We start from the raw sequence: 13385 nt of genomic DNA, 5'->3' as shown, positions 1-13385 counted from the left end.
TGCTGTCTGTCTATCTATCTGTTGGCAGGGCCGCGGGGGATGCGGCAACGCCGCTCAGGCGCCCTCGGAAGGCAACGGCGTGAAGCGCGGATCGACGACGACCGGCGCGTGCTCGGCCACCTGCTGCGCCTTGACCTGCTGATAAACAGCCTGCACCAGGTGTTCGCAGCCTTCGCGGGTGAGTGCCGAGATTTCGAACACAGGGCCCTTGAAACGCAGGCGCTTCACGACGTCCTTGACGCGCGCCGCGCGTTCTTCGGTCGGCACCATGTCGAGCTTGTTGAGCACGAGCCAGCGCGGCTTTTCGTAGAGCGCGGCGTCGTACTTCTTGAGTTCACCGACGATGGCCTTGGCCTGAGCGACGGGGTCGATGTTGTCGTCGAACGGTGCCATGTCGATCACATGCAGCAGCAGACGCGTGCGTTGCAGGTGACGCAGGAAGAGATGGCCGAGGCCCGCACCTTCGGATGCGCCTTCGATCAGACCGGGAAGGTCGGCCACCACGAAGCTCTGCTCCGGGCCGACGCGCACCACGCCGAGGTTCGGGTGCAACGTTGTGAAGGGGTAGTCGGCGATGCGCGGGCGGGCATTGGAAATGGCGCTGATCAGCGTCGACTTGCCGGCATTCGGCATGCCGAGCAGGCCGACGTCGGCCAGCACCTTCAGCTCCAGCTTGACGCTGCGCTTTTCACCGGGCCATCCGGGCGTCTTCTGACGCGGCGCGCGGTTGATGGCGCTCTTGAAGCGCATGTTGCCGAAGCCGCCGTCGCCACCCTTGGCAATGGTGATGACTTCGCCCTCTTTCAACAGCTCGAACAGCACCTCGCCGGTTTCGGCATCGGAGATGATCGTGCCGACCGGCATCTTGAGCGTGATGTCGTCGCCCGCGGCGCCGAACATGTCGGAGCCCATGCCATGCTCGCCGCGCTTTGCCTCGTGGCGGCGGGAGTAGCGGAAATCGACCAGCGTATTGAGGTTCGAGTCGGCAACCGCGAACACGTGGCCGCCGCGACCGCCGTCGCCGCCGTTGGGGCCGCCGAATTCCTTGTACTTCTCATGACGGAACGACACGCAGCCGTTGCCGCCATCGCCGGCGGCGATGTCGATGAAGGCTTCGTCGACGAACTTCATGGGATGTCCAGTTTACAAATGAAGAAGCCCCGGCAATGCGGGGCCTCGGGCAGGTCGAAGTGACTCGAGGCTTACGCCGCGGGGGTCACGTTGACCGTGTGCTTGTTGAGTGCACCCTTGGTACCGAACGACACGTGACCGTCGACCAGGGCAAACAGCGTGTGGTCCTTGCCCACGCCGACATTCACGCCGGGGTGGAACTGGGTGCCGCGCTGGCGCACGATGATCGAGCCTGCGCTGATCAGTTCGCCGCCGAAAGCCTTCACGCCGAGCATCTTGGGCTTGGAATCGCGCCCGTTTCGCGTTGAGCCGCCGCCTTTTTTCTGTGCCATGGAATCTGCTCCTTAGCCGGCGATCGCGCCGATTTGCAGTTCGGTGAACTGCTGGCGATGGCCTTGACGTTTCTGATAGTGCTTGCGACGGCGCATCTTGAAGATGTGGACCTTGTCGTGCTTGCCGTGCGACAGTACCGTGACTGTCACCGTTGCGCCGGACACCAGGGGCGTGCCAACCTTGATTTCAGCGCCGTTTCCGACGGCCAGAACCTGGTCGATCACGATTTCCTGGCCTACGTCCGCAGCAATCTGTTCTACTTTAATTTTCTCGCCGGAAGCAACGCGATACTGCTTGCCACCGGTTTTTATGACCGCGTACATGTAAACCTCTTAGAAATGAGTCTCCGCAGCGAATTCCGCAGAGCCCAAGATTATAGCGCGGTTTGTGGTTGCTAACCACTTTCGGCCCAGCGCAATCCCGGCAAACCGCCGCGGCTCCCTATAATTTGCGCCTTCCGGCCCTTCCTCCGCCTGGGTCGCCATCATCCTCAGCAGCGCTCCGCGCCTCCGCTTTGCCAGTTCCCGCCGCCGACACCTCCCCCACCGCCACCGTGCTGGACCTGATTGCCGGCGACATGGTCGAAGTCGACCGTGTGATAGCCCGCCGCCTCGACACGGGCGTGCCGCTGGTCAGCCAGGTTTCCAGGTACATCATTTCCGCTGGCGGCAAACGCCTGCGGCCGGCACTCCTGCTGCTGATGTCGGGCGCGCTGGGTTACACCGGCGAGCAGCGCTTCAATCTGGCGGCCGTTGTGGAATTCATCCATACGGCCACCCTGCTGCACGACGACGTGGTCGACGAATCGACCCTGCGGCGCGGTCGGGCGACCGCCAACGAATCGTTCGGTAACCCGGCCAGCGTGCTGGTCGGCGACTTTCTCTATTCGCGCGCATTCCAGATGATGTTGGATGCCAACAACATGCGCGTCATGCAGATCCTGGCCGAAGCCACCAACGTGATCGCCGAGGGCGAGGTACTCCAACTGATGAACATGCACGACGCATCGCTGGACGAGGCGGCGTATCTGCGCGTGATCCGCTCGAAGACCGCGAAGCTCTTCGAGGCCAGCACCCGCCTCGCGGCCGTGCTGGCAGGCGCCACACCCGAAGTGGAAGAAGCCTGCGCAACCTACGGACAGGCACTCGGCACCGCCTTCCAGGTGATCGACGACGTGCTGGACTACGCGGGCGACGCCAACGAGACAGGAAAGAACGTCGGCGACGACCTGCGCGAAGGCAAGACCACGCTCCCGCTCATCTTCGCCATGCAGCGCGGCACCTCGGCACAGAGCGACCTGGTGCGCGCTGCCATCGAGGCGGGCGATACCGCCCAGTTGGGCAAGGTCGTCGAGATCGTTCGCGAAACTGGAGCCCTGGATGCTTCCCGCGCGGCGGCTGCCGCCGAAGCACAACGCGCAATTCATGCGCTGAACGGCTTCCCGTCCAATTCGCACGCTTCAGGTTTGCTACAATTGGCGGCTCAGTTGCTTGAGCGACGTGCCTGAACACCTCTCCTGAGTTGGCATCTAGGACGATTTCTTTTTTCTTGCAACCATCGGGGTGTAGCTTAGCCTGGTAGAGCGCTACGTTCGGGACGTAGAGGCCGGAGGTTCGAATCCTCTCACCCCGACCAGCCTTTGGCTGGCATAAATAAATGGCCATGCCTGTTGCTGTGTAGCGATTTACAGCACTGGGCTGTTCAGCGATGATCGTGAAGCACTTTTTCACATCTTTTTCATTCGCTGAATGGCCGCTGCCGAACTTCCAGTTAAAGAACCCTCGCAGATTGCCCTCCCCGGGCTCGCGCGCGCCCTGGTGTCGGCCGGCAAGCTTCCTGCCAGGGCCGCCGAAGACATCTACCAGAAGTCCCTGAGCGGCCGCACCAGCTTCATCGCGGAGCTGACCGGCTCCGGCGCCGTCTCGGCCGCCGATCTCGCCCACACCCTTTCCACCGCCTTCGGCGCGCCGCTGCTCGATCTCGATGCCATCGATCCCCAGCGCCTGCCGAAGGATCTGCTCGACGCTAAGCTGTGCCACGCGTACCGCATCGTTGTCCTGAGTAAACGCAACAACCGTCTGATTGTTGCAACAGCCGACCCCTCGGACCAGCAGGCGGCGGAGAAGATCAAGTTCGCATCCCAGATGGGTGTCGACTGGGTCATCGCGGAATACGACAAGCTGTCCCGAATGATCGAAGCCGCTGCAGTGACGGCAGCGGAGACCATCAACAGCATCGTAGGCAGCGAGTTCGAGTTCGACGATGTCTCGGCCGACACCTCAGGCGACAGCAACGAGCAGGCGATCGCCGAAGTCGAAGACGCACCGGTCGTGCGCTTCCTTCACAAGATGCTGCTCGACGCCGTCGGCATGCGGGCCTCGGACATTCACTTCGAGCCCTACGAGCACCACTACCGCGTGCGCTTTCGGGTCGACGGCGAACTGCGCGAGATCGCCAGCCCGCCCACCGTCATCAAGGACAAGCTGGCCTCGCGCATCAAGGTCATTTCCCGGCTCGACATCTCCGAGAAACGCGTGCCGCAGGACGGCCGCATGAAGCTCAAGATCGGGCCCGACCGCGTGATCGACTTTCGCGTGAGCACACTGCCCACGCTGTTTGGCGAGAAGATCGTCGTTCGTATTCTCGACCCGAGCAGCGCGCGGCTGGGTATCGATGCCCTGGGCTACGACGCGGATGAAAAGGCGCGGCTCCTGCACGCCATCGGCCGCCCGTACGGGATGGTGCTCGTCACCGGCCCCACGGGCTCGGGCAAGACGGTGTCGCTCTACACCTGCCTGAACCTGCTGAACCAGCCGGGCGTCAATATCGCGACGGCAGAAGACCCGTCGGAAATCAACCTGCCCGGCGTCAACCAGGTCAACGTCAACGAACGGGCCGGCCTGACCTTCGCGACCGCGTTGCGCGCCTTCCTGCGCCAGGATCCCGACATCATCATGGTCGGCGAAATCCGCGACCTCGAAACCGCCGACATCTCGATCAAGGCCGCGCAAACGGGCCACCTGGTGCTCTCCACGCTGCACACCAATGACGCGCCGACCACGCTCACGCGGATGCGCAACATGGGCATCGCGCCGTTCAACATCGCGTCCAGCGTGATCCTGATCACGGCGCAGCGCCTTGCACGGCGGCTGTGCACCGTCTGCCGCGTGCCGGCCGACGTCCCGCGCGAAGCGCTACTCGACGCGGGGTTCAGGGAAGAAGACCTGGACGGCACCTGGAAGCCCTACCGCCCCGTCGGCTGCTCCGCTTGTAGCGGCGGCTACAAGGGCCGCGTGGGCATCTACCAGGTGATGCCGATCACCGAGGCCATCCAGGAAATCATCCTGCGGGACGGTAGCGCGCTCGACATCGCACAGCAGTCCGAGGCAGAGGGCGTACGCTCGCTGCGCCAGTCGGGTCTGCGCAAAGTGATGCAAGGTCTCACTTCTCTGGAAGAAGTCGTGGCCTGCACCAACGAATAACGAACACACTGAAAACCGGAGATCGAATGGCAACAGTGGCATCCACCCGCTCACGTGATGGGCTCAAGGAGTTTGTCTTCGAATGGGAAGGCAAAGATCGCAACGGCAAGATGGTGCGCGGCGAACTTCGTGCCGCCGGCGAAAACCAGGTGCAGGCTGCCCTGCGTCGCCAGGGCGTGCTCGCGTCCAAGATCAAGAAGCGCCGCATGCGCTCCGGCAAGGCGATCAAGCCCAAGGACATCGCCATCTTCACGCGCCAGCTGGCGACCATGATGAAGGCCGGAGTGCCCTTGATGCAGTCCTTCGACATCGTCGGGCGCGGCAATGCGAACGCGAGCGTGGCCAAGCTGCTCAACGACATCCGCAGCGATGTGGAAACCGGTACCTCGCTGTCGGCCGCCTTCCGCAAGTTCCCGAAGTACTTCGACAACCTCTACTGCAACCTGGTGGAGGCCGGCGAAGCAGCCGGTATTCTCGAAGAACTGCTGGACCGGCTGGCCACCTACATGGAAAAGACCGAGGCGATCAAGTCCAAGATCAAGTCGGCCCTGATGTACCCCACTTCCGTGGTCGTCGTGGCGTTCGTGGTGGTGGCCATCATCATGATCTTCGTGATTCCGGCATTCAAGCAGGTGTTTACTTCGTTCGGGGCCGATCTGCCTGCACCAACGCTGTTCGTGATGGCGATGAGCGAGTTCTTCGTCTCGTACTGGTGGCTGATCTTCGGCGGCATTGGCGGCGGGCTCTACTTCTTCATGCAGGCCTGGAAGCGCAACGAGCGCTTTCAAAGAGTCATGGACCGGGCACTGCTGAAGGTGCCGATTTTCGGCACGCTGATCGAAAAATCCTGCGTGGCTCGCTGGACCCGTACGCTGGCAACCATGTTCGCCGCCGGCGTGCCGCTGGTCGAAGCCCTCGACTCGGTGGGCGGTGCCTCGGGCAATACCGTCTATGGCGACGCCACGGCGAAGATCCAGCAGGAGGTCTCCACAGGCACCAGCCTCACCACGGCCATGACCAACGCCAACCTGTTCCCGTCCATGGTGATCCAGATGACCGCCATCGGCGAGGAATCCGGCTCCATCGACCACATGCTGGGCAAGGCCGCCGACTTCTACGAATCCGAAGTGGACGACATGGTCGCAGGCCTCTCCAGCCTGATGGAACCCATCATCATCGTGTTTCTGGGCACCATCATCGGCGGCATCGTGGTGTCGATGTACCTGCCCATCTTCAAGCTCGGCCAGGTCGTTTGATGCTCGTTTCGCGGGAGTTCGACACCGTTTTTGCCGGTGTGCTGGGGCTATTGATCGGCAGCTTCATGAATGTCGTCATCTACCGCACGCCGGTGATGATGTACCGCGACTGGCTCGCCGACGCCGTCGCCAATCTCATGCCGTCGAAGGACGCACCCTCGCTGTGGTCGCTGGCCTTCGGCCCGAAGGTCGCGCCCCCCGCGGGGCTGGAAGCAGCTGCTGACAAGGCGGCTGCAGTCATCGAAGCGCAGCCTCCTTTCGACCTGACCCGTCCCGCGTCGCGCTGCGGAACGTGCGGGCACAAGATCCGCTGGTACGAGAACATCCCCGTGCTGAGCTACGCCGTGCTGCGCGGGCGCTGCTCGTCGTGCAAGACCTCGATCAGCCTGCGCTACCCGATGGTCGAACTGGTCACGGGCGCCCTGTTCGCCCTCTGTGCCTGGCGCTTCGGCATCACGCCAGCCGGGGCGTTGTGGGCCGCATTCGGCGCCCTGCTGATCTGCCAGTTCCTGATCGATTTCGACACCCAGTTCCTGCCTGACTCGCTCAACTACCCCCTGCTCTGGCTCGGCCTGATCGGCGCGGCCATGGGCTGGACCGGCGTGCCGCTGAGCTCGGCGGTCTGGGGCGCGGTGTTCGGCTACCTGAGCCTCTGGCTTGTGTACCATGGCTTTCGCCTGGTCACGGGCAAGGAAGGCATGGGCTATGGAGACTTCAAACTGCTCGCCGCGCTGGGCGCCTGGCTCGGCGCCGACTACCTCATCGCGATCATCCTCGTCTCCTCGCTGGTGGGCGCGGTGATCGGCGTGACGCTGCGCATCGCCGGCAAACTGGCGCACAAGGACATTCCCATCGCCTTCGGCCCCTTCCTGGCCGGAGCGGGCCTCGTCTGCCTGGTGGCGGGCCCGGAAGTCGTGAGGCAATGGATTCCGTTCGCCTTCCCCCTTGGCGCACTGATCCATTGACACACCGCATGGTGCGGCGCATCGGTCTGACGGGCGGCATCGGCAGCGGCAAGAGCACCGTCGCCGGGCTGCTGGTGGCCCAGGGGGCGGTACTGGTGGACACCGACGCCATCGCGCGCGCCATCGCACTCCCAGGCGGCATCGCCATGCCGGCCCTCGAGGCAGCCTTCGGCCCCAGGGTCATCGCCCCGGACGGAGGCCTGGACAGGGCCGCCATGCGACAGATCGTGTTCGCGGATGCGGGAGCCAAGGTGCGCCTCGAATCCATCCTCCACCCCTTGATCGGCGCAGAAACCCAGCGCCAGGCCGCAGCAGCGGGCGAGGATGCGGTCGTCGTGTTCGATGTCCCCCTGCTCGTCGAATCCGGCCGCTGGCGCGCCATCGTCGACCGGGTGCTGGTGGTCGACGCCACCGAGGAAACGCAGCTCAAGCGCGTCGTCGCACGCTCTGGTTGGGCGCCGGAAGCGGTCAAGGCGGTGATCGCCCAGCAGGCCACACGCCAGGCTCGCCGGGCCGCCGCCGACGCCGTCATTTTCAACGAGTCGCTGACGCTCGAGGAACTCGCTCAGCAGGTACGGGGTCTCTGGGAACGGTGGGTTCGGCCGGGCACGCGATAATTTGGGGTTGACGCCGCGACGGCTACACGACGATCACGTCAAACGGCGCACGCCTCAGCGCCCCTCACGATGCTTTTCAATTCGTACCCTTTCATCTTTGTTTTCTTCCCGCTGGTCCTGATCGGCTTCTTCCTGATCGGTGCGCGCAGCCCCCGGTCGGCGGCGGGTTTCCTGGCACTGGCCTCGCTCTTCTTCTACGGGTGGTGGAGCGTCAAGGCACTGCCCTTGCTGCTGGGGTCGATCTGCATCAACTACTGGTTCGGATTGCGGCTCACGCCCTCGCCCGGCCGGGAAGACAAGCACCGCAAGGCCCTGCTGATCATCGCGCTGGTGGTCAACCTCGGGGTGCTGGCCGTCTTCAAGTACGCCAACTTCTTCCTGGAAAACATCGATGCCGGCCTGGCCGCCGCGGGCTTCGCGCAGATCGATCTGGTGCACATCGTGCTGCCGATCGGCATCTCGTTCTACACCTTCACGCAGATCGCCTTCCTGGTCGACTGCTGGCAGGGCAAGGTGCGGGAGCGCAGCTTCGTGCACTACGCGCTGTTCGTCACCTACTTCCCGCACCTGATCGCGGGCCCGGTGCTGCATCACGCGCAGATGATGCCGCAGTTCAACAACCCGGCCACCTACCGGTTCAACGCCAACAACATGGCGCTCGGACTGGGCATCTTCGTATTCGGCCTGGCCAAGAAAATGCTGATCGCCGACCCGCTGGGGCAGTACGCCGACATGATGTTCAAGGGCGTGCACGAAGGCGTGCTGCCCTCGCTGTACACGGCCTGGTTCGGGGTGCTGGCCTACACGCTGCAGATCTACTTCGACTTCTCCGGCTACTCGGACATGGCGGTCGGCCTGTCTCTGTGCGTGGGCGTGCAGCTGCCGCTCAATTTCAGGTCGCCTTACAAGTCGACCAACATGATCGAGTTCTGGCGCCGCTGGCACATTTCGCTGTCGACTTTCCTGCGCGACTACCTCTACGTGCCGCTCGGAGGCAACCGCAAGGGGCCGGCCCGGCGCTACATCAACCTTTTCCTGACGATGCTGCTGGGCGGCCTGTGGCACGGCGCCGCCTGGACTTTCGTCATCTGGGGCGCACTGCATGGCGCCTACCTGATGGTCAACCATTTCTGGAACGCCAAGGTGCGCCGCGGCAGCACCAGGACCACGTGGTATGGCCGCGTGGTCGGCTGGTTCATCACCTTCCTGTGCGTGATGATCGCCTGGGTGGTGTTCCGGGCCGACAGCATGACGGCCGCCGTCGAGATCTACAAGGGCATGCTGGGCATGCACGGCGCTCCCGTGTCGGCCTTCAGCGAGTTCCGCGTGCCGTTCCGCAAGCCCGAGTTCTTCCAGACCATCCTCGTCGGCCTGGTGATCTGCCTGGCGCTGCCGCCCACCATCACGCTCGACCGCTGGATCCCGAACGTCGCGGGGCTGGCCGGCCGCCCCCGCCTCCAGCGCCTGGCCACCTGGGTCACGGGCCTGGGCTGCATCTATCTTTTTGGCCTGTGCGTGTCGAAGTTCGGCAACTACAGCCCGTTCCTCTATTTCCAGTTCTGACATGGAAGACACGAAATCGGCCAGGACCTGGCTACGCATCTTTGTCGCGGGCTATCTGGTGTGCTGCGCGCTGCTGGTCGCCAGCCTCTTCACCCCCATCCCCTACGGCGACCTGACCCGCATCGGGCGCATCTCGGAACGCGAGTTCGGCTGGCACGTACCGCCACCACCTATTCCCGACGCGGACATCAAGACATGGCCGATCCAGGAATCCGACATCCTGGTGATCGGCGACAGCTTCTCCGTACGCTACGCCTGGCAATCGGCGCTCGTGGGCGCCGGCTACAAGGTCACCACGACGCACTGGGACAACCTCGGCGGCACCCTGTGCGACGACTTCTCTGGTTGGCTCGATAAATCCGGCTTCAAGGGCAAGGTGGTCATCGTCGAGAGCATCGAGCGCCTGCTGCAGGACCGTATCGAGAAGTCCGAGAGCTGCAAGACTATGAAGCATGCCTTCAAGCCGACGCCGCCGCCCTTCGAGAACCCGGCCAAGCCCGCCCCCGGCTTCCAGCTCAACTGGGATGCCCAGTTGCTCAGTGGCTGGTTCACATACCAAAACACCAAGGCCATCATGGCCTCCGACAGCTGGACCAACACGCCCGACCGCTGGGGCCCGCTGATCGACGCGCGCGTGGTGCCCGACGGCTGCAAGCAGTTCAGCCACCGCGCCTGCGACAAGCTGCTCATGACCGCCGAAGACCGCGTCAACGCGGCGCTGACGGCCGAGTCCGCGCAGTTCATGAAGCGCTTCGAAAGCACCGCCGCGCCTTACAAGGTGGTGTGGATGGTGGTCCCCAACAAGAGCACCGTGTATTTGCAACAAAACCATGCCGATGCGTTCCGGGCCGAATTCAACCCGCAAAATATCGGACCGGACCTGTTCGCGCTGGCAGAAGAGAACCGCTTCAAGATGATGGATCTTTTCCCCGCCAACGAGACCCACGTCTCGACCCGGGGTTACATTCTTTTCGGGCAGCGTATGCTGGAGGCTGTGCGCCAGGTGATGCCCACCCCGGTTGCCAAATCACAATGAGCTCGAACCCGACGTGAAAAAACGATACGCGTGATCCTCTACGAGTACCCCTTCAACGAGCGCATCCGCACGTACCTGCGGCTGGAGCACCTGTTTCGCCGCCTCGGTGAACTGGTGCCCGCCGAATCGCCTCTGTCCCACCACTACGCCCTGGTCACGATCTTCGAGATCATGGACGTCGCCGCGCGCGCCGACCTCAAGGCCGACGTGCTGCGCGACCTGGACAAGCACAAGAACGTCTTCAACAGCTACCGGGGCAATCCGGCCATTGCCGAGGCCGTGCTCGACCAGGTCGTCGGCCAGCTCGAAGGCAACTTCGCCACCCTCAACAGCGTGGCCGGCAAGGCCGGGCAGGCGCTGACGGAGAACGAGTGGCTCATGAGCATCCGCAGCCGCGCCGGCATTCCGGGCGGCACCTGCGAGTTCGACCTGCCCGCCTACTACGCCTGGCAGCACCGCCCCGCCGCCAGCCGCCGCGCTGACCTCGAACGCTGGTCGAACACCCTCTCGCCGCTGGCCTCGTCGATCTACCTGCTGCTCAAGCTGCTGCGCGATGCCGACGTGCCCTACAAGGTGATCGCCACCAACGGCCAGTTCCAGCAGAACCTGCCGCAGGGCCGCAGCTTCCAGCTGCTGCGCCTGCGCATCGACCCCAAGCTCGGCTTGATTCCTGAAATCAGCGGCAACCGCCTCATGGTCTCGGTGCGCCTGATGCGCCATGACGCGGACGACCGCCTCCACCAAAGCTCGGACGACGCGCCTTTCGAGCTGACCCTCTGCGCATGACGACACGGTTGAACAGCAAGGGCGAACGGATCGTCCGCTGCCCCACGTGCGGCGGCGACAGCATCTACGCACCGAGCAACGCCTACAGGCCCTTCTGCAGCGCGCGCTGCAAGGGTGTCGACCTGGGTGCCTGGGCCAGCGAAGAATTCCGCATGCCGGCCGAAGCGCCGCCTGACGACGAGCCTTTCGGCGACCCCAAGATCCAGTAGGCAGCCGGGCAGCCGCGGGGCTGGCTACTTGCCGCCCGCGTCTTCGTCGAGCAAGGCAGGGTCGATGTAGGTCGCGAAGCTGCGCGCGTACCGGGGCCGCAAGTGCCCGATGTCCTTGTAGGCCGGCGAACCGTCGTCCGGCATGCTGCGGATGCACTGGCCATCGGCACACAGGCTGGCAAACGGCTCGATGACCTTCGCGCCATTGGCCTCGGCCACCTGCTTCAGCCGCGCATTGAACTGCGCCTGGTCTTGCGGCATCGGCGCCTTGAGCTGCCCGGTGGCCGCCGTCATGCCGCCCAGCCGGCTACCCTGGATCTGCTTGAGCGGATCGAAATCCATGCCGACCGGATTGCCGAGCACCAGGTAGACCGCCTTGTGCGCCGACAGGCGCTTCAGCGTCTCGCCCAGCGACTTCAGCGACAAGTCGACGCCGTCCCCGCCGAGGAACGGGTGCACGGCCTTCTTGTCGTCGACGAAGTAGTTCACCGTGGGCCCGGCCCCCGTGAAGTAGCAGCTCCAGCATGCCCCGAGCACCACCGAATCGATCTCCGGCTTCAGCGCCAGGTTGAGCACTGCTGTGCGCCTCTCTTCGCACGCCGTATCGGCGCCGCTGAACAGGCCCGGCACAGGCGGACATGAGCCCTTGGTCGCGAAGTACACCGTGCGGGCCTTGCCGGGCTGCGTGCGCACCAGCTCGAGTGCGCGAGGCGCGTATTGCTCGACGTGGCTGTCGCCGATCAGCAGCACGTTGTGCTTGCCGCTGCCGGTGCGGTAGACGAACTGCCCGCCCAGCGCAGCCGCTTCGAAGCCGTCGTAGTAGTTGTCTTCGCGCGTCGCATCCGCCACGGCCTGCAGGGCCTGGCTGTCGTTGCGCGGAAGCGGCGTGCCCAGGAAAACCAGCACGCCGGCCAGCGCCAGCGCAGCGCCGCTGCCCGCCAACCCGCGCAGCATCGCCTGCGAGAGATGAAGCTTGACGAAGCGCTCGAGGAAGCGATACGTGGCCCACGCCAGCACGACCGACGCCACCACCAGCGCAATACGCACCTGCAGCGGCGGCTCCCCGCCCACCACAATGCGCGCATACGAAAGCAGCGGCCAGTGCCAGAGGTACAGCGGGTAACTGATCAAGCCGATCCACACCATGACGCGGTTCGACAGCAGATACCGGTTGAGCACGCCGTTCGGCCCGGCCGCGATGCAGCTCACCGCCCCCAGCACCGGCAGCAGCGCCCACCAGCCCGGAAACGCCTTCGTGCTGCGCGTCATGAAGAGGCCGAGCACGAGCAGGCCCACACCGACGACGGACTGCACATGCTTCGTCCACGCACGCGGCTGGGCCGAACCGCTGGCAGCCTGCAGCCGCATCGCCGCCAGCAACCCGCCGGCCATCAGTTCCCAGGCGCGAGACAGCGGCGAATAGAACGCCGCCGCGCGATGCGGCTGCACCGTCAGCACATTGACCAGGAACGAGATCGCGGCCACCGCCAGCGTCACGCGCAAGATGGGCCAGCGCTTGCGCCAGGCCAGCCCGAGCATCAGCGGCCAGAAGATGTAGAACTGCTCCTCGATCCCCAGCGACCACAGGTGCAGCAGCGGCTTGGTCTCGGCCGTGGCGTCGAAGTACCCGGCTTCGCCCAGGAAGACGAGGTTGGCAAAGAAGGCGGCCCCGCCCGTGGTCTGCTTGCCGAGCTGCGAGAACTCGCCCGGCAGCAGCACGTACCAGCCGAAGGCCAGCGTCGCGAGCAGCACGAGCACCAGCGCCGGAAAGATGCGCCGGATGCGCCGCGCATAGAAGTCGCGATAGCTGAAATCGCCCGCCGCCAGGCTCTGCAGAAGAATGGTCGTGATCAGGAAGCCCGAGATCACGAAGAAGATGTCGACCCCGATGAAGCCGCCCGGCAGCAGGCTCGGAAAGGCGTGATACGCCAACACCGAGCCCACCGCGATGGCGCGCAGGCCGTCGATGTCCGGGCGGTACTTGGGATGCATCGTTCGCTCAGCCTC

The 13385-nt window shown here is 64.4% G+C and carries 13 protein-coding genes and 1 tRNA gene; 10 read left to right on the top strand and 4 right to left on the bottom strand.

The genetic code is table 11. The features are described from left to right. Positions 1 to 54 precede the first annotated feature (54 nt). From cgtA to rplU, 3 genes are all read right to left on the bottom strand, one after another. A complete protein-coding gene (gene cgtA, locus BLV60_RS22230; RefSeq protein ID WP_093057449.1) occupies positions 55 to 1131 on the bottom strand; it encodes an Obg family GTPase CgtA in 1077 nt (358 codons plus the stop codon). Between the two features lie 71 nt (positions 1132 to 1202). Continuing rightward, positions 1203 to 1463, bottom strand: a complete 261-nt coding sequence (rpmA, locus tag BLV60_RS22225; RefSeq protein ID WP_093057448.1) for a 50S ribosomal protein L27 — start codon at positions 1461 to 1463, stop codon at positions 1203 to 1205. Positions 1464 to 1475: 12 nt separating this feature from the next. Further along, positions 1476 to 1787, bottom strand: coding sequence for a 50S ribosomal protein L21 (rplU, locus tag BLV60_RS22220; protein WP_007833243.1), 312 nt, complete (start codon positions 1785 to 1787; stop codon positions 1476 to 1478). Positions 1788 to 1978: 191 nt separating this feature from the next. Here rplU and BLV60_RS22215 point away from each other — a divergent pair, with 191 nt between their 5' ends. From BLV60_RS22215 to BLV60_RS22170, 10 genes are all read left to right on the top strand, one after another. After that, complete coding sequence (locus BLV60_RS22215) at positions 1979 to 2971, top strand: polyprenyl synthetase family protein (RefSeq protein WP_093057447.1); 993 nt, start codon at positions 1979 to 1981, stop codon at positions 2969 to 2971. Between the two features lie 51 nt (positions 2972 to 3022). Beyond that, positions 3023 to 3099, top strand: a tRNA-Pro gene (locus tag BLV60_RS22210). Positions 3100 to 3212: 113 nt separating this feature from the next. Continuing rightward, on the top strand, positions 3213 to 4946 hold the full coding sequence (pilB, locus tag BLV60_RS22205; RefSeq protein ID WP_093057446.1) for a type IV-A pilus assembly ATPase PilB: 1734 nt from the start codon (positions 3213 to 3215) through the stop codon (positions 4944 to 4946). A gap of 26 nt (positions 4947 to 4972) precedes the next feature. Continuing rightward, positions 4973 to 6202, top strand: a complete 1230-nt coding sequence (locus tag BLV60_RS22200; RefSeq protein WP_093057445.1) for a type II secretion system F family protein — start codon at positions 4973 to 4975, stop codon at positions 6200 to 6202. After that, positions 6202 to 7167: a prepilin peptidase gene (locus BLV60_RS22195; RefSeq protein ID WP_093057444.1), complete on the top strand. Its 966-nt coding sequence runs from the start codon at positions 6202 to 6204 to the stop codon at positions 7165 to 7167. The genes BLV60_RS22200 and BLV60_RS22195 overlap by 1 nt, the downstream gene beginning before the upstream one ends. 8 nt (positions 7168 to 7175) lie before the next feature. Further along, entirely contained in the window at positions 7176 to 7784 is a 609-nt protein-coding gene (coaE, locus tag BLV60_RS22190) for a dephospho-CoA kinase (RefSeq protein ID WP_176928882.1), read from the top strand. Between the two features lie 69 nt (positions 7785 to 7853). After that, positions 7854 to 9347 carry an MBOAT family O-acyltransferase gene (locus BLV60_RS22185; protein ID WP_093057443.1) on the top strand — a complete coding sequence of 498 codons (1494 nt, stop codon included), beginning with the start codon at positions 7854 to 7856 and terminating at the stop codon, positions 9345 to 9347. A gap of 1 nt (position 9348) precedes the next feature. Then, positions 9349 to 10383 (top strand): alginate O-acetyltransferase AlgX-related protein, encoded by a 1035-nt coding sequence (locus BLV60_RS22180; protein WP_093057442.1) that lies wholly within the window; start codon positions 9349 to 9351, stop codon positions 10381 to 10383. A gap of 30 nt (positions 10384 to 10413) precedes the next feature. Next, complete coding sequence (gene zapD, locus BLV60_RS22175) at positions 10414 to 11169, top strand: cell division protein ZapD (protein WP_093057441.1); 756 nt, start codon at positions 10414 to 10416, stop codon at positions 11167 to 11169. Then, complete coding sequence (locus tag BLV60_RS22170) at positions 11166 to 11378, top strand: DNA gyrase inhibitor YacG (protein WP_007833230.1); 213 nt, start codon at positions 11166 to 11168, stop codon at positions 11376 to 11378. Before zapD ends, BLV60_RS22170 begins: the two co-directional genes overlap by 4 nt. 24 nt (positions 11379 to 11402) lie before the next feature. Here the strand turns inward: BLV60_RS22170 and BLV60_RS22165 are convergent, their stop codons facing one another. Next, positions 11403 to 13370 (bottom strand): acyltransferase family protein, encoded by a 1968-nt coding sequence (locus BLV60_RS22165; protein WP_093057440.1) that lies wholly within the window; start codon positions 13368 to 13370, stop codon positions 11403 to 11405. Positions 13371 to 13385 lie beyond the last annotated feature (15 nt).

It is taken from the genome of Variovorax sp. YR634, assembly GCF_900106655.1.
In the GTDB taxonomy this organism is placed as follows: domain Bacteria; phylum Pseudomonadota; class Gammaproteobacteria; order Burkholderiales; family Burkholderiaceae_C; genus Variovorax.
The sequence above is the reverse complement of the archived record's forward strand: the minus strand, read 5'-3'. Positions and strand labels throughout refer to the sequence as shown.

What these genes read in the sequence shown, in the direction of transcription:
- cgtA (WP_093057449.1), bottom strand. Translation starts at nt 1,131, where the DNA reads ATGAAGTTCGTCGACGAAGCCTTCATCGACATCGCCGCCGGCGATGGC.
- BLV60_RS22180 (WP_093057442.1), top strand. Translation starts at nt 9,349, where the DNA reads ATGGAAGACACGAAATCGGCCAGGACCTGGCTACGCATCTTTGTCGCG.
- rplU (WP_007833243.1), bottom strand. Translation starts at nt 1,787, where the DNA reads ATGTACGCGGTCATAAAAACCGGTGGCAAGCAGTATCGCGTTGCTTCC.
- rpmA (WP_093057448.1), bottom strand. Translation starts at nt 1,463, where the DNA reads ATGGCACAGAAAAAAGGCGGCGGCTCAACGCGAAACGGGCGCGATTCC.
- BLV60_RS22185 (WP_093057443.1), top strand. Translation starts at nt 7,854, where the DNA reads ATGCTTTTCAATTCGTACCCTTTCATCTTTGTTTTCTTCCCGCTGGTC.
- coaE (WP_176928882.1), top strand. Translation starts at nt 7,176, where the DNA reads ATGGTGCGGCGCATCGGTCTGACGGGCGGCATCGGCAGCGGCAAGAGC.
- BLV60_RS22195 (WP_093057444.1), top strand. Translation starts at nt 6,202, where the DNA reads ATGCTCGTTTCGCGGGAGTTCGACACCGTTTTTGCCGGTGTGCTGGGG.
- BLV60_RS22170 (WP_007833230.1), top strand. Translation starts at nt 11,166, where the DNA reads ATGACGACACGGTTGAACAGCAAGGGCGAACGGATCGTCCGCTGCCCC.
- pilB (WP_093057446.1), top strand. Translation starts at nt 3,213, where the DNA reads ATGGCCGCTGCCGAACTTCCAGTTAAAGAACCCTCGCAGATTGCCCTC.
- BLV60_RS22200 (WP_093057445.1), top strand. Translation starts at nt 4,973, where the DNA reads ATGGCAACAGTGGCATCCACCCGCTCACGTGATGGGCTCAAGGAGTTT.
- BLV60_RS22165 (WP_093057440.1), bottom strand. Translation starts at nt 13,370, where the DNA reads ATGCATCCCAAGTACCGCCCGGACATCGACGGCCTGCGCGCCATCGCG.